The sequence below is a fragment of the Halalkalirubrum salinum genome (genome assembly GCF_005543295.1).
Lineage (GTDB): Archaea > Halobacteriota > Halobacteria > Halobacteriales > Haloferacaceae > Halalkalirubrum > Halalkalirubrum salinum.
This window is the reverse complement of record NZ_SRSG01000026.1, coordinates 24,387-43,087: the sequence shown is the minus strand read 5'-3', so window position 1 is coordinate 43,087 and position 18,701 is coordinate 24,387. Positions and strand designations below refer to the sequence as shown.

At 62.7% G+C, this 18,701-nt stretch carries 16 protein-coding genes; 8 read left to right on the top strand and 8 right to left on the bottom strand.

Annotation, left to right across the window (positions count from 1 at the left end):
• The first annotated feature begins 21 nt into the window (after nt 1-21).
• The 3 genes from E5K03_RS10850 (at nt 22) to E5K03_RS10840 (ending at nt 2,827) form a co-directional block, all read left to right on the top strand.
• On the top strand, nt 22-1,494 hold the full coding sequence (locus tag E5K03_RS10850; RefSeq protein ID WP_138006870.1) for a globin-coupled sensor protein: 1,473 nt from the start codon (nt 22-24) through the stop codon (nt 1,492-1,494).
• Nucleotides 1,495-1,552: 58 nt separating this feature from the next.
• On the top strand, nt 1,553-2,485 hold the full coding sequence (gene lipA / locus E5K03_RS10845; RefSeq protein ID WP_138006869.1) for a lipoyl synthase: 933 nt from the start codon (nt 1,553-1,555) through the stop codon (nt 2,483-2,485).
• A 99-nt stretch (nt 2,486-2,584) separates the two neighbouring features.
• On the top strand, nt 2,585-2,827 hold the full coding sequence (locus E5K03_RS10840; protein WP_137198146.1) for a hypothetical protein: 243 nt from the start codon (nt 2,585-2,587) through the stop codon (nt 2,825-2,827).
• 24 nt (nt 2,828-2,851) lie between these two features.
• Here the strand turns inward: E5K03_RS10840 and E5K03_RS10835 are convergent, their stop codons facing one another.
• The 3 genes from E5K03_RS10835 to E5K03_RS10825 form a co-directional block, all read right to left on the bottom strand.
• Nucleotides 2,852-3,037, bottom strand: a complete 186-nt coding sequence (locus tag E5K03_RS10835; protein ID WP_138006868.1) for a hypothetical protein — start codon at nt 3,035-3,037, stop codon at nt 2,852-2,854.
• Nucleotides 3,038-3,120: 83 nt separating this feature from the next.
• Complete coding sequence (metX, locus tag E5K03_RS10830) at nt 3,121-4,341, bottom strand: homoserine O-acetyltransferase MetX (protein WP_138006867.1); 1,221 nt, start codon at nt 4,339-4,341, stop codon at nt 3,121-3,123.
• 31 nt (nt 4,342-4,372) lie between these two features.
• Complete coding sequence (locus E5K03_RS10825; RefSeq protein ID WP_138006882.1) at nt 4,373-5,650, bottom strand: O-acetylhomoserine aminocarboxypropyltransferase/cysteine synthase family protein; 1,278 nt, start codon at nt 5,648-5,650, stop codon at nt 4,373-4,375.
• A gap of 181 nt (nt 5,651-5,831) precedes the next feature.
• Here E5K03_RS10825 and E5K03_RS10820 point away from each other — a divergent pair, with 181 nt between their 5' ends.
• The 4 genes from E5K03_RS10820 to ligA all read left to right on the top strand — a co-directional run bounded on the left by E5K03_RS10820 (nt 5,832) and on the right by ligA (nt 11,583).
• Nucleotides 5,832-6,716 (top strand): hypothetical protein, encoded by an 885-nt coding sequence (locus tag E5K03_RS10820; protein WP_138006866.1) that lies wholly within the window; start codon nt 5,832-5,834, stop codon nt 6,714-6,716.
• A 54-nt stretch (nt 6,717-6,770) separates the two neighbouring features.
• Nucleotides 6,771-7,904 carry a DUF7345 domain-containing protein gene (locus tag E5K03_RS10815; RefSeq protein WP_138006865.1) on the top strand — a complete coding sequence of 378 codons (1,134 nt, stop codon included), beginning with the start codon at nt 6,771-6,773 and terminating at the stop codon, nt 7,902-7,904.
• A 47-nt stretch (nt 7,905-7,951) separates the two neighbouring features.
• Nucleotides 7,952-9,301, top strand: a complete 1,350-nt coding sequence (locus tag E5K03_RS10810) for a DUF2157 domain-containing protein (RefSeq protein ID WP_138006864.1) — start codon at nt 7,952-7,954, stop codon at nt 9,299-9,301.
• 164 nt (nt 9,302-9,465) lie between these two features.
• Complete coding sequence (gene ligA, locus E5K03_RS10805) at nt 9,466-11,583, top strand: NAD-dependent DNA ligase LigA (protein ID WP_138006863.1); 2,118 nt, start codon at nt 9,466-9,468, stop codon at nt 11,581-11,583.
• Nucleotides 11,584-11,643: 60 nt separating this feature from the next.
• On the opposite strand, the gene E5K03_RS10800 is transcribed toward ligA, so the two are convergent.
• Nucleotides 11,644-13,839: an ATP-dependent DNA helicase gene (locus E5K03_RS10800; RefSeq protein ID WP_138006862.1), complete on the bottom strand. Its 2,196-nt coding sequence runs from the start codon at nt 13,837-13,839 to the stop codon at nt 11,644-11,646.
• Nucleotides 13,840-13,981: 142 nt separating this feature from the next.
• Between E5K03_RS10800 and E5K03_RS10795 the strand changes: the two genes are divergently transcribed.
• Entirely contained in the window at nt 13,982-14,455 is a 474-nt protein-coding gene (locus tag E5K03_RS10795; protein ID WP_138006861.1) for a DUF6789 family protein, read from the top strand.
• A gap of 131 nt (nt 14,456-14,586) precedes the next feature.
• Here the strand turns inward: E5K03_RS10795 and argF are convergent, their stop codons facing one another.
• Genes argF through E5K03_RS10775 form a run of 4 tightly spaced genes read right to left on the bottom strand, consistent with a single transcriptional unit; the run spans nt 14,587 to nt 18,696 of the window.
• Nucleotides 14,587-15,480: an ornithine carbamoyltransferase gene (gene argF / locus E5K03_RS10790; RefSeq protein WP_138006860.1), complete on the bottom strand. Its 894-nt coding sequence runs from the start codon at nt 15,478-15,480 to the stop codon at nt 14,587-14,589.
• The gene (locus E5K03_RS10785) at nt 15,477-16,559 is read right to left on the bottom strand and encodes a [LysW]-lysine hydrolase (protein ID WP_138006859.1); all 1,083 of its coding nucleotides are present in this window, start codon (nt 16,557-16,559) and stop codon (nt 15,477-15,479) included. The genes argF and E5K03_RS10785 overlap by 4 nt, the downstream gene beginning before the upstream one ends.
• The gene (locus E5K03_RS10780; protein ID WP_138006858.1) at nt 16,556-17,695 is read right to left on the bottom strand and encodes an aspartate aminotransferase family protein; all 1,140 of its coding nucleotides are present in this window, start codon (nt 17,693-17,695) and stop codon (nt 16,556-16,558) included. Before E5K03_RS10780 ends, E5K03_RS10785 begins: the two co-directional genes overlap by 4 nt.
• Complete coding sequence (locus E5K03_RS10775) at nt 17,692-18,696, bottom strand: acetylglutamate/acetylaminoadipate kinase (protein WP_138006857.1); 1,005 nt, start codon at nt 18,694-18,696, stop codon at nt 17,692-17,694. Before E5K03_RS10775 ends, E5K03_RS10780 begins: the two co-directional genes overlap by 4 nt.
• Between the last annotated feature and the right edge of the window lie 5 nt (nt 18,697-18,701).

The window sequence follows — 18,701 nt, the reverse complement described above, 5'->3', positions numbered from 1 at the left end:
TCGAGGTTGCAACCGGGATGTATGTCAAGTAGATCATACAAGATTTCCAGCGAAGAGCGCCGGATGGTAAACGGTAGTCAACTGACAGGCGAGATCGGTGTTGACGAAGATGAGATCGCGTGGCGGAAAGAATACACCCAATTCACAGCGACTGATGCGCGCGAACTCGAATCGGTAGGCCACCTCTTTGCGGATATTGCCGAAGGGCTCGTTGACGACTTCTACGACCATCTCCAGAGCCACAATGAGACGATCGCAATCCTTGATTCCTCATCGAAGCCGATTCAGGCCCTCAAGAACGATCAACAGCAGTATTTGCGGGAACTCGGCTCAGGGCAGTACGGCCAGCAATACTTCGATCGACGGGCGCGGATCGGGAAGATTCACGATATGTTAGATCTCGGGCCGAAAATCTACTTTGGCGCGTATACGATCTACTACCGTGGAATTATTGAGCGGTTTGTCGAAGACGTCAAATCATCATTTGATCCAGAAGACTTTGAGACTGCAATAGAGACGCTTGCTGGGCGAATTTTAGCTGTGCAGAAGCTCATCAACCTTGACCAGCAGATTGCCATGGACACGTACATCTACTCCTACAACGAGCAGGTCGAGGATGCGATGGCAAAACAAAAAGCGCTTATGCAGCAGGTCGAGGCAGATCTCCAGCAGCCGATCGAGCAGGTTGCCGAAGCCGCACAGGGTGCCACTGAAAGCTCAAAGCGGGTCAACAAAACGGTGCAGCATCAGACAGACTCGATGAACGAGGTGGCTGGGGAGGTCTCAGACATGAGTGCGACAATTCAGGAGATCGCCTCAACAGCGACCGACGTCGCCGAAACGAGCCGTCGGGCAGAGGAGTTAGCTGAAGAAGGGAATGAATCAGCAGACACGGCGATCGAGCAAATGGTGTCAATTGAGGGGGCAGTGTCCGAGGTCGGCGACGAGATGAGCGAACTTCGATCGCAGATGGACGCAGTCAGTGAGTTCACAGAACTGATCAACAAAATTGCCGATCAGACAAATCTCTTGGCACTAAACGCGAACATCGAGGCGTCACGGGTCGGTGAAGACGGCCGCGGGTTCGCTGTCGTCGCTGATGAGGTCAAAGGACTCGCTGAGGAATCCAAAGAGAACGCCGCCGAGATCGAACAGACGATCGAAGCGGTGCAGTCGCGGACCCAAGAGACCACTGAGAGTCTGGTCGATGCAACTGAGAAAGTCAGTCAAGGAATCACCCAGGTGAGCGAGACGCAGGCTCGGCTCCAGACGATCGTCGAACGCGTCCAGGACACCGCACAAGGAATCGATGAAGTGTCGCGGGCAACTGATGATCAGGCTGCATCAACCGAGGAGGTTGCGAGTATGACGGATACGGTTGTGCGCGACCTCGAGGAGGTGGCCGAGGAGGTTGACGAAATCGCGGCGGCGAACCAACAACAGGCCACGCAGATCCAGGCGGTCTCGAAAACGGTCGATCGGCTCACCCAGTAAGTCGTCTCGTCCGCCAGACGAACCGTACGTTTTTGCCGTCAGGCCCGAAGTCTATGGTATGGCGTCCAGACGGCGGAAACCCGACTGGCTCAAGATGCGTCCCCCGTCGGGACAGCGATTCACGGAGATCAAATCAACCCTCCGCGATCGAAACCTCCACACCGTGTGCGAGGAGGCCAACTGCCCGAACCTCGGAGAGTGCTGGAGCGGCCGAGACGGCCCCGGGACAGCGACGTTCATGCTCATGGGCGATCGCTGCTCGCGAGGCTGTAACTTCTGTGACGTACAGACCGGCGGGATGGAACCACTCGACCCCAACGAGCCCGCGAACGTTGCCGAGGCAGTCGCCGAAATCGGGCTGGATTACGTCGTGCTCACGTCGGTCGATCGCGACGATCTCGCCGACGGCGGCGCTGCGCACTTCGCGGAGACGATCCGCGAAATCAAGCGGTGCGATCCCTCGATACTCGTTGAGGTACTCATTCCCGACTTTCAGGGCGAGCCCGAACAGGTCAGACAGATTATCGAGGCCGAACCCGACGTGATCGCCCACAACGTCGAGACCGTCGAGCGGCTGCAGTGGCCCGTCCGCGATCGTCGCGCGACATACGAACAGTCGCTGTCAGTACTCAAACAGGTCAAACGCGAATCAGACATCTACACGAAAACCAGCCTCATGTTGGGCCTCGGCGAGTACGCCCACGAGATCTACCAGACGCTGTCGGACCTCAAAGAAATTGACGTTGACATCGTCACGCTTGGACAGTACCTCCAGCCGTCGGCGTCGCATCTGGACGTCTTTGAGTACGTCCACCCTGACGCCTTCGACACCTGGGAGCGGATCGCAGAGGACGAACTCGGCTTCTTGTACTGTGCGTCGGGGCCGATGGTCCGCTCGTCGTACAAAGCCGGCGAGCTGTTCGTCGACGCGCTGGTGCGTGACGGCAAAACAGTCTCGGAGGCGCGCGCGGCCGCCGCGGCCGCCGAGTGAGGAGGCACTCGGCAGGACGATCGATCGCGTCGTAGACCGCTCGATCGGCGGTCGAACCGTCCCACAAGCCATATGCCGCCGTCACGCTAACGAGTGACTATGGTTGACGCGAAAGACCTCCTCAAGTGGGCGGCGATCGGTCTCGCGGTACTCGTATTGCTCCGGCTCGCACTATTTTTATTCGGTGTCGTCGTGAGCGCGATCATCTGGGCGATCCAGATCGCAATCCTGCTGGTCGTACTCGGCGCGATCGGGTTCGGCGTCTACTGGCTCTACACCACGTTCATCGCTGACTCCTCTACGGCAGGGTCGAAGAGTCGAGAAAAAATCTACGAGCGGTGAAAACAGCCTGCGGTTGGGTGGTTCTCACCAGAAGCCGAACTCCGCGGTGAGCAGATACCGCGTTCCAGGATGGACGATCGGCTCGTCCGGCTCGTCAGATCGCTCAGCGCCCCGATCGGATTCGTCGGCCATCGGATCACGGTCAGTTGGCGTCGATCGATCCGAGCGATCATCGATTTCGGAGTCGAACGGATTGTGCGTCGCACTCATATGTGAGTCAATACCATACACTCTATATAAAACTGCGTGTTGAGAGTAACGCCCGTTTTTGTGAACGCGAAAGTGGCGAGGAGTTACCCAGAAAAGAGGCTGGTATGAACGGGCGCAAACTCCGTGTCTGAGGAAGACTCCTCGTCATCGGAATCCGTGTCTGTGATCGCCCGCCCGTCGAGTCCCGCCTCGAGTAGGTCCGCAAGCGGCGGACCAACGTGTTCGGGTTCGACGAGGAAGGCGTCGTGCCCATGATCGGAGTCGATGACGTGGTGAGCAACCGGAACGTCGACCGATCGCATGGCCGTCGCAAGCGATTCGGACTGTTCGACCGTAAAATGCCAGTCGCCGGTGAACGACAGTACGAGCGCCTCGCCCTCAAAGGCCGATAGCGCCCGCGCGTCTGTCCCGTGGCCCTCTGCAAGGTCGTAATCGTCCATCGCACGGGTGAGATACAGGTACGCGTTCGCGTCGAAGCGATCGACGAAGTTGCCCGCGTTGTAATCGAGGTACGACTCAACCTCTCGGTACGGGAAAAACGCCCCGGCGCGATCGGCGGGGAACAACTCCGCGCCCGCGGGAGCGTCCCTGCCGGCCGATCGGCGGCCGAACTTCCGCTCCATCGACGCCTTCGAGAGGTACATCACGTGGCCGATCTGTCTGGCGAGCGCGAGCCCCTGGTCTGGGTGCTCGGCGTCGTAGTAGTCGCCGCCATTCCAGTTGGGGTCCATCCGGATCGCCCGCCGAGCGATCGAATTGAGCGCGAGACACTGCGGGTCAAGGCGTGCCGCAGCGGCGATCGGGACGATGAAGTCCGCGTCGTCCGGGTAGCGTTTGGCCCACTCGAGGACATTCATCCCGCCGACACTGCCGCCGAGAACTGCCCGAAGTCGGCCAACGCCGAGCGCGTCGAGCAGCTGTCGCTGTGCACGGGTCCAGTCGCCGATCGTCACTGGTGGGAAATCAGTGCCGTACGGTTCGCCGTCGGGTCCCTCCGAGGCCGGGCCGGTCGAGCCGTAACACGAACCGGGGACGTTCGCGCAGACGACGTAGTAGTCGTTCGTGTCGATCGCCTTGCCCGGACCGACGATGTCGGCCCACCACGCCCGCGCCTGCCCCGCAGTCCCGGGTGTTCGCCGGCTCGCGACATTCTGGCTGCCGGTGAGTGCGTGGCAGATCAACACCGCGTTCGAGCCGTCGAACTCCCCGTAGGCCTCGTAGGCGATGGTGAGTTCGTCGATCGACTCGCCGCACTCGAAATCGAACGCTCCGAGGTCGATCGCACCGCGATCGGTCTCGCTCATGGCTGTCCCTCCACGCTCGTCTCGGGGAGCGTCATGTCGTCGCCTCCGTGAGCGCCCGATCGAGATCAGCAACGATATCTTCTGGATCTTCGATTCCGACCGACAGCCGGAGTAGTTCGGGGTTGATCCCCGCCGCGCGCTGCTTGTCGGGGCTCAACTGCGCGTGCGTGGTCGAGGCTGGATGGATAATGAGACTCTTTGCGTCGCCGATGTTCGCAAGGAAGCTGATCAACTCGACGGTTTCACACACCCGTTTTGCGGCTGTGTAGCCCTCAGCGACACTAAATGTCACCATACCGCCGTAGTCAGCGAGGTATTCAGTCGCGTTGTCGTGGGTTGGATGCGTCTCGAAGCCAGGGTACGTCACCGTCTCGACCCGAGGATCGTCTGCAAGGAATTCCGCAACGTAGCGGGCGTTCGCACAGTGTTTCTCCATCCGAAGCGGGAGGGTTTCGATCCCCTGCAGCGTGGCCCATGCGTCGAACGGCGACTGTTGGTTGCCGAGCGATCGAACCGCTCGGTGACGCACTGCCATGGTGAACGCTCGATCGCCGAAGCGTTCGACCAAATCGACGTCGAAAGCGGGGTTTTCACCAGAAAGCTCCGTGTACTCCGCGTCAGGGTGTCCCCACGGGAACGTCCCGCCGTCGATAACAGCGCCGCCGATCGTCGTGCCCGAGCCGTGGATCCACTTCGTCGTCGACTCCCAGATGATGTCTGCACCGTGTTCGATCGGTCGACAAAGGACCGGGGTTCCAAATGTGTTGTCGACGACGAGCGGCACCGCGTGGTCATGAGCGATATCGGCGAGTCGTTCGAAATCCGGCGTGACGAGCGACGGGTTCGCAAGCGTCTCGACGTGAACAAAGGCTGTGTTATCGTCGATCGCATCCGCGTAGGCATCGTAGTCGAGTGTCTCGACGGTTTTGGTGTCGATTCCGCGGCGGCTCGTGAGCTTCGAAAAGTAGGTGCTGGTGCCGCCGTACATGTCCTCGCTGGCGACGATCGAATCACCAGCATCCGCAAGAATCGTAGTAATCGAATCGAGCGCACCCATGCCGGCGGCAGTCGCAACCGCGCCGACACCGCCTGAGAGGTCCGCTAGACGGTCTTCGAGCATTGACACAGTCGGGTTCGAAATGCGTGAGTACACGTGGTCTTCCGCTTCGAGCGCGTACAGTGCGGCGGCCGTGTCCGCGTCGTCAAATTCGTAGGATGTGGTCTGGTAGATCGGTGGCGCACGCGCGCCTGTCTGGGGATCGGGCGCCTGCCCGGCGTGGAGACTCCGCGTGTGGAACCCGTTGGTCATGTATCTCATGCATATATCTCCACTCGTTTATGACCGTCAGTTACGGCAAAAGCCGCCGCTGCCCGATTGTTGGCTGCTGGAGCGATCGCGGCGAACACGCCGGGGATAATCCGGGATAATTCGGCCAAATTCTGGGTTACGATCGACGTGCTATAACTGACCGCATCGCCACTAGCCAGATATGAACCGACAGGCCACGATTGCCTTTTCCCTGGTGCTGATCGCCCTCCTCGCGGTCATCCCGGCCGCCACAGCGGTCGGCAGCGGGCCACTCGCACAGTCCGACGGGAACACAGCACAGCTCAACGAATCAGCAGATGAAAACGAAACGAAGCCGGGCGAGCAGTTCGCTGGCGTCGTCGGCGTACAAAAAGCCGAAATTGACGGCGAAGTCGAAGCCCGATCGTTCGGACTGCAGGTCGCACAGGCCGCCTCGAACGAATCGCGAGCCGATCTCGTCGACGAGCGACTCGAGAATAACGAAGCCCGACTGGAAGAACTCGAGGCACAACAAGAAGCGCTCCGTGAGCAGCGTGAAGCGGGTGAACTGTCTGAAGGGCAGTATCGCGCACGAATGGCGCAACTAGCCGTCGAGATTCGGTCGATCGAGCGGACGACAAACGAGAGCGCTACGGCAGCCGAAGGAATTCCGACGGAGATGTTAGCCGATCGGGGCGTCGACGCTGAACGGATCTCGACGCTGAGAACACAGGCAAGTGAGCTTCGCGGTCCCGAGGTCAGAGAAATTGCCCGCGGCATCGGCGGCGATCGAGCCGGAAGCCCGATGGGCCCACCTGCGAACGCATCACAAGCCGCAAACGGCTCTGACATGCCCGGCGGCCCCGGCGGGAATGCCGGCGAGGAAACCGGACCGCCAGGCGATCGTGACCCAGGACAGCCCGACGATCGCGCGGGGAACGGCACCGACAACCAGGCAGGAACCAATACTGACGATGACAGAGACGGGCCATCCGGAGACCGTGACAGCGGATCATCGAACGATCGCTCTGAGACAGGCCAGTCGAACCAATCGTCCGAGCAGCAAGAGTGGGAATCCGTACAATAACGAGCCGTGCGACGTGTGACAACCGTTTTATTGGGGCAAATCATTGACCCGTCCGTGCGCCGAATCGTCACCGTCGGGGTTGTATGCTGGCTGCTCATCGCCGCATCGATCGGCGTCGGCGCAGTCACCGCGAGTACGGGGGCAATGCCAAATGGAGAGACCGTCGATCGCACACAGCTCGACGGGACGGCGCTCGAACAGACTGATATTGATCCCGATGACATCCTGTTATCAGTCGACGTCGCAGCGAACGGGACCGCGAGGTGGACGATCGAGTACCGTACCGAGCTGACGACCGACGAGGACGTCCAGGCGTTCGAAGCGATCGCCGACGAGATCGCGGCCGATCCCAGCGAGTACGAGTCCAGGTTCGAAGACCGAATGAACACGACCGCCGAGGAGGCCTCGGCGGCGACTGGCCGAGAGATGGCAATAACGGGGATGACCGTGAGCGCCGATCGCCGCGAGCTGCCACGGGAGTACGGCGTCATCAGCTACGAGTTCCAGTGGCAGGGATTTGCCACGACAGCGGACGATCAACTCGTGATCGGCGACGCAATCGAGGGGATGTTCCTCGATGAAGACACCCGCCTGCTCGTTTCGTGGCCGGAATCGTATGCGCTCGAAACCGCCTCACCGAACCCCACAGAGACCCGCGATCAATCGGTCATGTGGTCTGGGCCAACCGAGTTCGGCTCCGGACAGCCACAGATAGTCACGGCCGAGCGCGGGCTCCTGTCGGCGATCGGCCCCCTCGGTGGACTCGCGGCCGCGGCAGTTATCCTCGCGCTGCTTGCTGGAGGGATACTCTTCTACAGGCGGCGACGCGGGGACGACGCGGAGGGTACTGTACCAGAACCGGCCGCGGTTGACGGAACGACCGGTGCAGCCGCCAGTGGAACTGCTGGAACAGCTGCCGATGAAGCTGACACCGCAGACGCGGACGAGACCGACGAAACAGCCGACGCGATCGATCAAGAGCTGTTGAGCAACGAAGAGCAGGTCATCAAACTGTTAGCGCAAAACGGCGGGCGGATGAAACAACAGGCCGTCGCCGAGGAGCTGGGATGGACCGACGCCAAGACGAGCCAGGTGACCAAAGGGCTCCGCGAGGAGGGCGATCTCGACGGGTTCCGACTTGGCCGCGAGAACGTCCTCTCGTTGCCCGAAGAAGACGACTCGGAGTGAGAAAATTCGGGTGCCGTTTTTAGTAGCCCCAGCGTGTTGAGCCGCGTATGGCCCCCACAGACGACCCATCCAACGAGGACGAGACAGTGTCAACGGCGGATCCGACCGAGCTGTGGGGAACGGATTCAGACGTCGAGATGCCTGAACTCGAGCCGATCGAGATCGCTCCCCGGCAGTGGGCGTGGCTCGCTCGGGAGGTCGATCGCTGGCAGACCGAAGGCCTTGTCACTGACAAGCAGGCCGAAATACTCAGGTCGCGGTATGAATCGCAGCCGGCCGAACCGGAGACCGAAGATGGCGATGCCGCAGGCAGCCAGGCCGGTAGGGACCGATTAACGACTGATGATCAGCTCGTCTACGGACGATCGCGGCTCGTCGCGATCGTCTCGCTGATGGGCGCCGTTCTCGTGACGGCAGGAATTGTCGTCTATCTCACCGCCAACTGGGCCACAATTTCCCGGACAGCCCGCGCGGCCCTGTTGGTCGTCGCACCGATCGGCTCGTTTGCAATCGGCTGGCAGCTGTGGTCGACGCGCGTGGCACCCCGGTCGGGAGCCGCGGTGTGGACTGCTGGTAGCGGCCTCGTCGGACTGGCGCTTTTCATGCTCACTGACCTGTACGATCTCGCAATCGAGCCCAGGGTCCTGCTGGCGGCGTGGGCGATCGTCGCAGTTCCTGCGGGGCATCTCATTGCGTCACGACTGGCGACAGTACTTGGGTTGGCCGTCGTCGGAGCGCTCGTGATTTCGCTGTCAACCCCGGTGGTACCGTTCGTGTCCGTGGCGGCGTACGGCACATTGTTGGCGGCGATCGCTACCGCGCCGCTGGGTGCAAGCGACGAGGGAGTCGCCGACGCCTACCGGTTCGTCGGACTCCTCGGGATCGTCATCCCGCTTTTGTGGGCAATCAGCGACGGCTTCGCAGCCACAACGTCCCCGTTCGAGCCGGTTCGGGTATGGGGCCCGATCGCGATTGGGGCGACCATCGTTCTCGCGCTCTCTGCGCTTGCAACCCGGCGAGATTCCGCAGAGTCACGGTGGGTCGATCGCCTCGCATGGCCGGCCTTCGGCGGTGCCGCGGCCGCAGGCGCGATCGCATTGGCGGGAGCCCCACCAGCGGTGCTCGCCGGCGATCCGCTCGTATTCGTGCTCAACGCAATCTGTTTAGCCGTGTTGGTGCTTTCAGTCTGGGCGGGCTACACCGCGGGATCGACGGCACTCGTCAACGCGGCGATCGCTGCGTTCGTCGCACAGCTTGGGCTGTTCCTCCTGTCAACCGTCATCGACGGCCTCTCGGGGCCGATCGCGCTCGTCGTCGCAGGTGCCACGTTACTCGCGGTCGGCTACGGGCTCGAACGCGGACGTCGATCGCTGTTCGAGCGGATGCAGCATGGGTGATCGCTGTTCGAACGCATGCAGCATGAGTGATCGCTGTTCGCGCAAATGTGTCGCAGATAGTCGCCGAAAGCCGATCGCTGTTCGACGATCGCACAATCCGCGGATGACCACGGCGCGGCGACATCCTGATCGGTTTTTCATCCCTGGAGATCCTAGCCTAATCAATGCCAACAGACTCCACGCTGTCTGAGTGGTCGAATCCCTATCTGTTCGACCCACCGACGGAGTTCGAGCCGGTCGAGTCCCTCTCACGAGAGGCCGCCGAAGCGCAGGCTGACGAGCTCAGAGAGGCGATCCGCGAACACGACTACCGCTACTACGTCAAGTCTGATCCACTCATTGGCGATCGCGTCTACGACCGGCTGTTCGAACGACTCGTCGAACTCGAAGAGGCCTTCGACCTCGATCGGACCGACAGCCCCACCGCACAGGTCGGCGGCGAACCCGTCGACGAACTCGAAACGGTCGAACACACCGCACCGATGCTGTCGATCGACCAAAGCGGTGAGGCCGCTGCCGTCCGCGAGTTCGACGAACGAACGGCCCGCCGGCTGCGGGAGGCAGGATTCGATCCGGTGGAAATCGGCTACGTCTGCGAACCGAAGTTTGACGGAATCTCTCTGGAGGTGGTCTACGAGGACGGCCAACTCGTCCGGGCAGCCACCCGCGGCGATGGCCGCTCGGGTGACGACGTCACCGCCCAGGCGAGGAGAATCCGATCGATTCCGGGCCGGCTCCGCAGTGACTCCCCCGACTTCCTCGCGGTCCGCGGCGAGGTGGTGATGCCGAAAGATGGCTTCCGTGAGTACAACCGCGAGCGCGTCGAGCGCGGCGAGGAGCCCTTTGCGAACCCCCGAAACGCGACCGCAGGGACGATCCGCCAGCTCGATCCCGGGGTGGTCGCCGAGCGGCCACTGGATTGTTATTTTTACGACATCATGGTGCTCGAGGACGAGGCGATCGATCGTCCACAGACGCACGGCCACGAGCGCGATGCGCTCGACGAGTGGGGGCTGAAGACCGACGATGAGGCCGAGCAGGTCGACGATATTGAGGGTGCAATTGAGTACCGCAACGCGCTCGGCGAGCGCCGCGAGTCACTGAACTACGAGATCGACGGCGTCGTGATCAAAGTTGACAACACGGCCGCTTGGGAGGCGCTGGGATCGACGGCGCGATCGATCCGGTGGGCGTTCGCCTACAAGTTCCCCGCTCGCACGGAGGTCACACGGATCACAGATATCGTCGTCCAGGTCGGCCGGACAGGTCGGCTCACCCCGGTTGCGCTGTTAGAGCCCGTCCAGGTCGGTGGCGTGACGGTCTCGCGGGCGACGCTCCACAACCCCGGCGAGATCGAATCACTCGGCGTCGACGTCGGCGACGAGGTCCGGGTGCTGCGGGCAGGCGACGTGATCCCCTACATCGACGAGGTGGTGGAAAAACACGCAGACGGGACGTTTGAGTTCCCCGATCGGTGCCCCGTCTGTGACAGCGCAGTCGAGCGCGACGGACCCCTCGCGTATTGTACCGGCGGGCTCGGCTGTCCGGCCCAGCAGGTGCGAGCGATCGAACACTACGTCAGTCGCGGGGGCCTCGACATCGAGGGATTCGGCCCCGAGCGGATCGAACAGCTCCGCGAAGCAGGCCTGCTCGAATCGTTGCCGGACCTCTATCGGCTCGATCGCGACTCAATCGCCGAACTTGAGGGGCTTGGCAAGACGAGCGCGGACAATCTCGTCTCGGAGATCGAAGCCGCCCGCGAGCCGCCGCTTGCGGACTTTTTGACCGCGCTGTCGATCCCCGATGTCGGGTCGTCGACCGCCGAAAACCTCGCGCGATCGTTCGGTACGCTTGAGGCGATCGCCGATGCCGATGAGGCGGCGCTCGCCGAGGTTGACGACGTAGGGCCGATCGTCGCCGAAAAGATCGCGACCTTCTTCGAGAATCCAGAAAACGAGGCAGTGATCGAAGAACTACTGGCGCTCGGGGTCGAGCCGCAGTCGGTCGAGACAGACACCGGCAGCGACGAACTCGACGGGCTCACCTTCGTGTTCACCGGCTCGTTGTCGGCGCCCAGAAGCGACGCCCAGGCGCTCGTCGAGCGCCACGGCGCGAACGCAACCGGCAGCGTCTCGGGCAACACTGATTACCTCGTGATCGGCGAGAATCCTGGACAACGAAAGCGCGATGATGCGGAATCCGAGGACGTCGCGATCCTCGACGAGGACGCCTTCAGTGCGTTCTTGGCCGAGCACGGCATCGAGTGGCCGCCAGAGGAGTGAGCGGAGCGAGTGGACAGTTTGGAACCACGTGCGATCGCCGGACGATCGCACTGCAGCCGACTACGGGGCGGGCGGCTCGCCGTCGTAGGCGTCGTGATCCCTGAAGAAGTTCAGCATAGCGAACTTGAGCTTCGTGGGCGCAATGTCGGTTAGCTCCTCGCGTTCCTCGATTGGGAATGCCTTTCGCACGCTGTATTTGCCCATATCGGCGTTCGTGTAGCGTTTGTCCGCGAGAATCCGGACGCCGAAGTCCTCTGGCGATCGGATCACCCGGCCGAGCGCCTGTCTGGTCTTTCTGATCGTCGGAATCTCGACGGCGTACGCCCAGCCGGCGTCGCGACCGCCGGGGGAGCCGCCGTAGATGCGATCGTACGCCGCCTGGACGGCATCCATTCGCTCTGAAAGGTGCGGATAGGGAACACCGACCACGACGACAGTGCGGGCGTCGTCGCCGTCGAAGCTCACACCTTCTGCGAGTGTGCCCCAAAGCGAGGTGAAAAGCGCCGCATCCTCGCTCGTGACGAACTGCTGGCGGAGGTCTTCGGTCGGGACGCCCGCCTCGTCGAGCAGCAACTCGCCGAGGTCGCCTGCGGCTGGCCCGCCGATCGAACCGCTGAGTCGCCCGTGGTACCGTTCGGCTTCGGCGTAGGAGGGAAAGAACGCGAGCGTGTTGCCAGGCGTAAAGCGGATTACGTCTGACAGCAGGTCGGCGATAATCGACTGGGTTTCGGGGTTCGATCGCTCGCTGGCGAACAACGCCGGCGTCTTGACCGCGTATGTCCGGCGGTTCTGTTCAGGATACTCGAGACCGTACGCGAGAGTTGCAGGGTTGTCCAACCCGAGGACGTCCTCGGTGACGTCGAAGGGCCGAAGCGTCGCGCTCATGAGCACACTCCCGTACACCTCCTCGAACAGCCCGCGCGTTACCTCTCGGGGAATGCAGGTGTACAACTCTGCGCGGCCGTAGACCTCGTCGGTGCCGGCGTCTCGACGCACGCCGAGGACCGGATGTTGGCCCAGTTCGGCACCTTCGTCCATCCACGTGCTGATGAACGTCGCCGCCTCGAGCGTCGACGACTCTGCGCGCGTAGTTGCTTCGCCTTCCTTGTACGCTCGTTCGTACTCCTCGTCGAACGCCTGCCCCAGCTGGATCGCCAGTTCAGTTTCGATACCAATCCCTTTGCCCTCGTAGCGATCGAGGAACGCAAGCGTAAGCTCGTCGCGGGCGTCCTCGTTCGCGATGGGGACGTCCGTCCAGGCGTCGCCGACGGATTCGCGATCGCCGAAGCCGAACGACGACTCGTACGTCTCGATGAGCGCCTCGTGGAACGCACCGATCACGTTCAGCGCCGGCTGGGCGCGAGAGTCGTCTGTTCCCTCTAGTTCGTCGATCGCCGAGGCGAGGGTGTTCTCTGTCAGCGTCCGTGTCGCGTGGTCGCGGGCGGCCCCCTCGATATTGTGGGCCTCGTCGAACACGGTGATCACGTCCGCCGGGTCGCGATCGAGCCACCGGAAGAACTGCTCGCGGATCATCGGATCGAGCAGGTGGTGGTAGTTACAAACCACGAGATCGACGGATTCGAGGCCCTCCTTGAGCAGTTCGTAGCCGCAAAAGCCCTGGCTGCCGGCGTGTTCGAAGATTTCGTCGGGTGTCCGGACATCCTCGAAGAGCCAGGAGAAAAACTCGTCAGTGTCGTCGGTGAGGTTGTTGTAATAGTAGTCACAGACGTTCGTCTCTGCGACATCGTCGATCTCTGCCTCGACCGATTCGAGTTCCTCGACGATCGCCCCTCGGGCCTCGGTGGCGTCTGTGTCGCCCTCGCGGCCCTCCTCAAGGAGCTCCTGTTCGCGGCGTTCGAGCTGGGCCCGATCGGCCTGTTTGTCCACGAGCGATCGGGTGGTGTCGCGCAGCGACTGACACTCCTGATAGCCAACGTCGATGTGACACATCGAGGACTTGCCGCGGAAGACGACCGCCCGGATCGGCTCGGTCCGGGTGATCGCGCGGGCATCCTCGATGAATTGGCGCATCTGCTGGTGGACGTTTGTCGTAATGACCACCGTCTTGTCGTGTTCGCGGGCGAACGACAGCGCCGGGACTAACGCTGAGAGCGTCTTGCCAGTCCCCGGCGCGCCCTCGAGCAGGACATCCTGCCCGCGCGCCAGCGAGTTCGCAATCCGATCGATCGCCTCCCGTTGGTTCGGGTACGGCTCCTTGTAGGGGAAGAACCGAAGGCTGTCGTCGACGGCTGCCACAGGGAGTGATTCGCCGCGATCCGGCTAAAACCCTCGGCTGCAAACCCACAGGGCAACATGAAACAGTGCCAACCCGAAGGATGTGCAGTATCGCCGCACAATAGCAGCAATCCTTTCCGGTAACTTCGCGATTACTAACCGTATGTCGACACAAACTGAATCAGCGACAGCAAGCACAGTGACCGACTCAGAGAGCTGGAAGCCGGGTGTCGTCGGTGGGTTGGCCGGCGGACTCGCCTTTGGGGCGCTCATGAGCCTCATGACACCGATGGTGCTGCAGATGGCGATTCCAGCGCTGTACGGTATCGAGGGACCGGCAGGTGCGATCGGCTGGATTATTCACATGTCTCACGGAGCAGTTCTCGGGCTCGTGTTCGCCGCGATCGCCGGTGTCGCCCTCGAATCGGACGCGTCGATCGGGAAAACAGTCGCAACCGGCACGGTATACGGGATTGCGGTGTGGGTGATCTTCGCGGTACTTGTGATGCCAATCTGGCTGTCGGCGGTCGGCTTCGCCGGTGCGCCGCCGCTGCCGAACATCGGTGTCGAGAGTCTTGTTGGCCACACGGTCTACGGGATTGTACTCGGCGCGGTGTACGCAACCATGCGTGAGTAATCAGTCGACGAATACCAAATTCAGCGAACGGGATCGATATTTTTTGCCGAAACCACCGCGCAGAGGCAGGTGAGTGCGACCGATCGCTCAAGTTGTTCGACTAATACGATCAGCCGAGTAGTTCGACCAGATCAGCCGAGCAGTTCGACCAACAGCGCGTTCTGGGCGTGCAGGCGGTTTTCGGCCTGATCCCAGACGATCGCCCGATCGCTCTCGACGACGGCGTCGGTGATCTCCTCGCCGCGGTGGGCGGGCAGACAGTGCATCACCTTTGCGTCGCTGCCCGCAAGCAGCGTCTCGTTCAGCTGAAAGCCCTCGAACGCCGCCAGCTTCTCCTCGCGTCGGTCTTCCTGTCCCATACTGACCCACACGTCGGTATAGACGACGTCCACACCCTCGATCGCCTCGGTTGGATCTGTGGTCACCGCGGGTGGGTTGCCGATCTCGGCGGCGCGATCGAGCACGTCGTCGTCCATCCCGTAGTCGGGCGGCGTGGCGACAGTCAGCTCAATGCCGGCGAGCGCGCAGCCGATGACGAACGACTGGCCAACGTTGTTGCCGTCGCCGACCCACGCGACCGAAACGTCCTCGTCGAAGCGCTCGCGGATCGTCAACAGATCTGCGAGCGTCTGACACGGGTGGGCGTCGTCGGTGAGGCCGTTGATGACGGGAACCTCGCTGTACTCGGCGATCGTCTCGATATCTTCGTGGGCGAACAGCCGGGCCATAATGCCGTCAACATAGCGTGAGGCCGCTCTGGCGGTGTCTTTCAGCGGTTCGCCGTGACCCAGCTGGATATCTTCTGGACCCATGAAGATCGCGTGCCCGCCGAGTTTCGTCATCCCGGTTTCGAAGGAGATCCGCGTCCGGGTGCTCGGCTTCTCGAAGAGCATCCCGAGCGTCTGTTGGGGGAGTTGGGCGTCGTCTGCGCCGGATTTCATGGCTTCAGCCCGATCGAGGACCGTCTCAAGCTCCGCGGCGCTCAGATCGTCGATGTCGAGGAAGTGCTCGATCGAGAGGCTCATTTGCCCACCTCCATGGATTCACAGACCGACACCAGGACGTCGACGGCTCGATCGAAGTCCGCGAGCGGGAGATGCTCGTCGGGGGCGTGATCAAGGGAAGAGTCGCCCGGCCCGTAGGTGACCATCGGACAGTCCCAGTCAGCCGCGTAGAGGTTCATATCGCTTGTGCCGGTTTTTCTGAGCAGCCGAGGGTCACCGTCGGTCGCACGAATCGCGACGCGGAACGCCCGCGCCAAGGGCGTTCGGGGGTCTGTCATCACCGGTGGGATCGGCTCTTTCCAGTTGACCGTCCCGGTTTCCAGTTCGGCGTCGGCGAGTTCGCGGACCTCGTCGATCGTCAGGTTCGGCGGCACCCGCAACTGCACGTCGACAGTCGCCTCCATTGACAGCCCGTCAACGGAGACGCCGCCGTCGAAGCCGACGGGTTTTGTCGTCACCTGCTCGAACGTTGGGCGCCACTCGTCGGGATCGAACACGGCCTCGACACGGTTCCACCACCCGATCGCGTGCTGGATTGCGTTCGGCTCCGGCCGGGAGGTGTGGCCCGACTCGCTCGTCGCGACGTACGTTCCCGCGAGGAAGCCGCGGTACCCGAGGGTAATCCCGTCCCACCCGGACGGTTCGCCGTTGATGACCGCCTCAGGTTCCTCGCGCGTCTCGACGAGGTGTCTCGCGCCCCGGGAGCTCGTCTCCTCGCCGACGACACCGACGAAAGACGCCCCAGTCTCGACAGCAGCAACGGCCATCGCCGCGAGCGGTCCCGTCGCGTCAACGCTGCCTCTGCCCCACAGCTCAGGCCCCGCCTCGCCGTCTTTGATCTCGACGGGGATCTCGCCGGGAACCGTGTCGATGTGTGAGGTCAAAAGGGCCGTATCGTCACCCGGCGCGTGGACGTTGCCGACCGCGTCGGTGAACGCCTCCCGATCGTGCGCCTCGAAGAACTCCACGAGCCGCGAGGCCGCTTCGGCTTCCGCACCGGAAACCGACGGCGTCGACACCAGCTCGTACAGGAGCGTCCGCCCCTCGGTGGTCAACGCTGGGTGGGCGTCCGCCGAGACGGGTTCGTAGACTGCGCTCATGATAGTGCCTCCGTGAGTGCGTCGACAACCTCGTCAGCGTGAGACTCCTCAATAATGAGCGGCGGTAAGAGCCGGACGACCGTCCGACCCGCCGGCAGCGCCAACACGCCGTGATTGAGCGCGAGGTCGCGAAGTACCCGGTTGGCCCCCCGTTTCACCTCAATCCCGATCATCAACCCGTTGCCGCGGACCTCCCGAACCGGCAGGTCGTGGTCGGCGGCCGCAGTCTCCATCGACTCCATCAGATACGCCCCGACGTCGCCGGCGTGGGTTGGGATATCCTCGGCGAGGAGCGTCTCGATCGTCGCGTTCGCAGCCGCACAGACGACCGGATTGCCCGAAAAGGTCGAGCCGTGGTCGCCGTGGTTCTCGGCGATCCAGTCCGCACACAGCGTCGCGCCGAGCGGCATGCCGTTGGCGATGCCCTTCGCGGTCGTGAGCATGTCCGGGACAACCCCGGCCTGCTCGCAGGCCCAAAGCGTTCCCGTCCGGCCAACGCCGGTTTGAATCTCGTCGAACACGAGCGCCGACCCCGTCTCGTCGGTTATTTCACGAGCGCGTTCGAGGTACTCGATCGTCGCCGGATGGATACCGCCCTCGCCCTGTACGGGTTCTAAAAATACCGCCGCGGTCTCCTCGTCGACCACCTCGGCCAGTTCCTCGTCGTCGCCGTAGGTCACAAACTCGATATCGCCGGCTAACGGCTCGTACGGCGCTTTGTACTTCTTTTTCCAGGTCATCGCGAGCGCGCCCATCGTCCGCCCGTGGAAGGCGCGTTTCGTCGCGATAATCTTCGAGTTCCCGGTGGCCGCGCGGGCAAACTTCATCGCCGCCTCGTTGGCTTCGGTCCCGGAGTTACACAGCCACACGTTTGGCAGCGCTCCCTCCGGAGAGGCGTCCGCAAGCCGATCGTACAGCTCCGTGCGAACCTCGGTCGGATACGACGCTTGCACGTACGTCAGTGTCTCAGCCTGCTGTTGGACCGCCTCGGTCACCGCCGGGTGGCTGTGGCCGAGCGGCGCGACCGCGTAGTTCGCCCCAAAGTCGAGGTACTCGTTGCCAGCGTCGTCGTAGAGATATGGTCCCTCGCCGGATTCGATCGTGATCGGTTTTTCAGAAAACACAAAGCCACTCATTGGTCCACCTCTGCGGGGTCGCTTCCCGCTGATTCTGTTGCCAGCGCGCTCGCGTCGATGTGCGTTCCCGCCCCGTTGACCGCCGAGACGATCGGCTTGTCGGCGTTGGCGTCTGAGACGATCGCCGTCGTCGCCCCGCCCGAGAGCGCCTCTGTGGCGGCCATGACCTTCTTTGTCATGAACCCCTCGGCCGCCGACTCGATCGCGTCGAGTTCGGCGGGCGTCGTCGCTGCGTCGATGAGCGTGTCCGGATCGTCAGGGTCCGCGTAGATCCCCGAGACGTCCGTCAAAAGGACTAGTTCCCCGCCGAGTGCACCGGCGATCGCCGCAGCCGAGCGGTCCGCGTCAGCGTTGACCGCGGTTACGCTCCCGTCTGACTCTTCGCCCAGTATGGGCACAGAGACGATCGGGGTGTAGCCGTCTGCGAGCACTCCCGTGAGGAGGTCGACGTTGACATCCGTGATCTTTCCAGAGTGATCGCCGCGTTTGATCTTCTTTTTGCCGTCTTCGAGCACTCGAACCGCGGACTTTCGTGGCCCGGTCAACAGCCCGCCGTCGACGCCGGAGAGCCCGAGCGCGTCGACGCCGGCGTTTCTGAACGCGACGGTCAACTCGGTGTTGAGCTTGCCGGCCATCACCATCGAAAACACCGACATCGTCTCCGCGTCGGTAAAGCGGCCGGTTACACCGCCGGGGGTCTCGACGTACGTCGGGTCGATCCCCAGCCGTTCGAGCGTCTCGTCGACGGCCGTCGAGCCGCCGTGGACGACGACAACCTCCCGTCCGTTCGCGACGAGGTGGGCGACATCTGCGATCGCCCCTTCGGGATCGACCGCGCGTGCGCCGCCGATCTTGACGACGAGTGGCGGAGCTCGCCGCTCGCCGCCGTCGGTGCGTACCTGGTTCGCCGAAGCGGCGGGCTGTGCTCCCGTCTCATCGACCGCATCGATGAGCTCGTCGTGTGCGGCGAGGAGGTCCTCGCGCGTGTACGTGGATTCCATGTGTC